Source organism: Moraxella sp. CTOTU48268 (assembly GCF_032069585.1).
GTDB lineage: Bacteria > Pseudomonadota > Gammaproteobacteria > Pseudomonadales > Moraxellaceae > Faucicola > Faucicola cinerea.
The window spans coordinates 48,399-51,472 of record NZ_DAMALV010000017.1 but is presented as its reverse complement, the minus strand read 5'-3'; the positions used below and the strand labels follow the sequence as shown (position 1 = coordinate 51,472).

Sequence of the window (3,074 nt, the reverse complement as noted above, 5' to 3'; positions counted from 1 at the left end):
AATACAATATATTGAAAAACATATTATAAAATAATATAATGAATTGAGCAACGTCTTGCAATGCGGCTATTATACAAAAGTATAAAGTGTTTTTTCAGTTGAAATTGCCATAAAGATATGCCAAAAGCGTTTTTAGATAACAGGAAAACTTATGAACATTCATTCTTTTTTAGACAAAGACACTGAAACTTTTACTCACGTTCTAGTCGATACAGCTAGCAAACACTGTGCCATCATCGACCCAGTATTGGATTTTGACCCCGCAGCCGGCAAAATTAGCTATGTCAATGCCAATGAGGTCATTGGGTTTGTTAAATCACAAGGGTTGACCTTGGACTATATCATCGAAACCCACGCCCATGCCGATCATTTATCGTCCGCGCCTTATATCAAAGCGCAATTAGGCGGTAAAATAGTGATGGGTAAATATATCGATAAGGTGCAAAAAACCTTTAAAACCATTTTTAACTTTGACGACCTAGCCACCGATGCCAGTCAATTTGATGTTTTGACTGAGGAAGGCAGCGAGCTAACACTGGGTGATTTGAGCATTACAGCCATGCATGTACCGGGTCATACCCCAGCCGATATGGCATATAAAGTGACGGATAAAAGCGCAGGCAAAGAAAAAATTGCGGTATTCGTCGGTGATACTATTTTTGCCCCTGATGTCGGCTCTGCACGCTGTGACTTTCCCCATGGTAGTGCCGAAGATTTGTATGACTCGATTCAGCGTTTATTAGCCTTGCCCGATAATACCCTGCTGTATCTTTGCCATGATTACCCACCCAGGGGCGGGCGTGAGCATATCGCAACGGTTTGTGTCGGTGAGCAAAAATTACGCAACATTCATGTCAAACAACGGACGCCTAAAGCAGAATTTGTACGAATGCGTAACCAACGTGACAAAACACTTGCAATGCCACGTTTGATTTTGCCATCAGTACAAGTTAACATCAATGCAGGTGAATTGCCAAAACCAGAAGATAATGGCGTTCGCTACCTTAAAATTCCCTTAAATCAATTATCATAAAATAAGGAAGAATAATAAATGAAAACCAATGTGGGCAACAAAGAAAGAGTCGTGCGTGTTGTGGCAGGTCTAGCTTTACTAAAATCAGCGAAAAGCAAAAAGATGAAAATGCTTGGTTTAATACCCTTAGTATCGGGTGCGACGGGTCATTGTCCTTGTTACAGCATGCTCGGTATCAACACCGCCAAATCAGCAGCAGATAGCAAAAAACACTCTAAAGCGCAATCAAAAGATCATGCGAAAGATAGCGCTGATGACAAAAGCACCGTGATTGACAGTGTCAAGCAAACAGCTGAAACCTTAAAAGAAACAGTTCAAGAAAAAGCAGTCACGCTTAAAGAGACTGCTCAGGAAAAAATAGAAGAACTTGCAGAAGCCAAGAAAGCTGACGATGCAGACAAGGCAGAAAAGTCAGAACAATCAGAAAAAAAAGAGGCTTAATCTAGGCGGCTTTAATTTAAGCGAATGTGACATTCGTTATAGCCTAATAAAAGACTGAGAAAAGGCATCCGTTTGGGTGCCTTTTTTCGTTATACTAGCTTTTATCATTTTCAAGACAAACACAACTCAATGAAAAATACAGCGGTCAAATTTTGTGGCTTTACCCAACTTGAAGATATTACAAATGCGGTCAATCTTGGCGTGGATGCGGTGGGTTTTGTATTTTATGAGCCAAGTCCCCGAGCGGTGACTGCCGAGCAAGCCTGTGAGCTTGCCAAAGCGGTGCCTGCGTTTACCACGGTGGTGGCATTGGTGGTCAATATGCCCGAGCAAGAATTGGTTTATCTATCGCATCACGTGCCATTTGATATCGTGCAGTTTCACGGTGATGAATCGCCGCGAGAATGCAAGCTGATGGCAGATAGAATCAATAAACGCTGGATAAAGGCATTACGCATCAGCCATGATGACACCACGGAGACGATTGTCAGCCAAATCCAAGAGCTTAAAGACTTTGGGGCGTGTAGCGTGCTACTTGACGCCTATCATCCCGATAAATTTGGCGGAACGGGCGATAGTTTTGATTGGGATAAAATCCCTAAAAACTCACCTTTACCGATTATTCTGGCTGGTGGATTGACGGCGGATAACGTGGGCGAAGCGATTGCCAAAACCAATGTCTATGGCGTGGATGTCAGTGGCGGCATTGAGTCAGCAAAAGGGGTGAAAAGTTTGGCGAAAATGCAAAAATTTATTGAACAAACTTGCAAATAAATCCTGTAAGGATAAAGATTGCTTTTCAAATAAATTGGTATATACTAACGTACTAGTATAATAGAACATGAAAAATGATAGGGGATACAATGAATATCTTGGTCACAGGCGTAACCGCAGGGTTTGGCAAGGCAATTGCCGAATTACTCATCTCAAAAGGTCATACCGTCATCGGCACTGGCAGACGTCAAGAAAAACTGGACGAACTACAGAGGCAACTGGGCGACAAATTTATCCCGCTAAACTTTGACGTATCGGACTTGCCTGCCACCAAAACCGCCTTACAAACTTTGCCAAATGATTTGCTTACCAACATCGACGTACTGGTCAATAACGCAGGATTGGCACTGGGACTTGAACCCGCGGATAAAACAGACTTTGCCGATTGGCAACAAATGGTCAATACCAATATTCTAGGCTTGATTCATTTAACCCATGAAATTTTACCTCTCATGGTCGCCAACAACGACGGCTACGTTATTAATTTAAGCTCAACCGCAGGCAATTATCCGTATTTTGGTGGTAATGTGTATGGCGCGACCAAAGCCTTTGTGACCCAGTTTAGCCTAAACTTGCGTGCCGATTTGGTCGGTAAAAATATCCGCGTCAGTAATATTGAGCCAGGACTATGCGGTGGCACGGAGTTTAGCAATATTCGTTTTCACGGTGATGACGCCAAAGCCGCCCAAGTTTATGACAGCGTGCAATATGTCACCCCACAAGATATCGCCAATATGGTGGCATGGCTGATTGAACAGCCCAAACACGTTAATATCAACCGTATTGAAGTCATGCCTACCGCACAAACCTTTGCAGGTTTAAAAGT

4 protein-coding genes are annotated in these 3,074 nt (G+C 42.8%); all 4 read left to right on the top strand.

From position 1 onward, the window contains the following. Positions 1-151: 151 nt before the first annotated feature. Positions 152-1,033 carry an MBL fold metallo-hydrolase gene (locus tag RT143_RS07500; protein WP_313092188.1) on the top strand — a complete coding sequence of 294 codons (882 nt, stop codon included), beginning with the start codon at positions 152-154 and terminating at the stop codon, positions 1,031-1,033. Positions 1,034-1,051: 18 nt separating this feature from the next. After that, on the top strand, positions 1,052-1,474 hold the full coding sequence (locus tag RT143_RS07495) for a YgaP family membrane protein (protein ID WP_313092187.1): 423 nt from the start codon (positions 1,052-1,054) through the stop codon (positions 1,472-1,474). A gap of 129 nt (positions 1,475-1,603) precedes the next feature. After that, positions 1,604-2,248: a phosphoribosylanthranilate isomerase gene (locus RT143_RS07490; protein WP_313092185.1), complete on the top strand. Its 645-nt coding sequence runs from the start codon at positions 1,604-1,606 to the stop codon at positions 2,246-2,248. 89 nt (positions 2,249-2,337) lie between these two features. Next, on the top strand, positions 2,338-3,074 hold a 737-nt coding region (locus RT143_RS07485), incomplete at its 3' end, for an SDR family NAD(P)-dependent oxidoreductase (RefSeq protein WP_313092183.1).

Bases quoted from the DNA above. Each gene is read 5' to 3' on its own strand.
- RT143_RS07500 (WP_313092188.1), top strand. From the start codon at position 152: ATGAACATTCATTCTTTTTTAGACAAAGACACTGAAACTTTTACTCAC.
- RT143_RS07495 (WP_313092187.1), top strand. From the start codon at position 1,052: ATGAAAACCAATGTGGGCAACAAAGAAAGAGTCGTGCGTGTTGTGGCA.
- RT143_RS07490 (WP_313092185.1), top strand. From the start codon at position 1,604: ATGAAAAATACAGCGGTCAAATTTTGTGGCTTTACCCAACTTGAAGAT.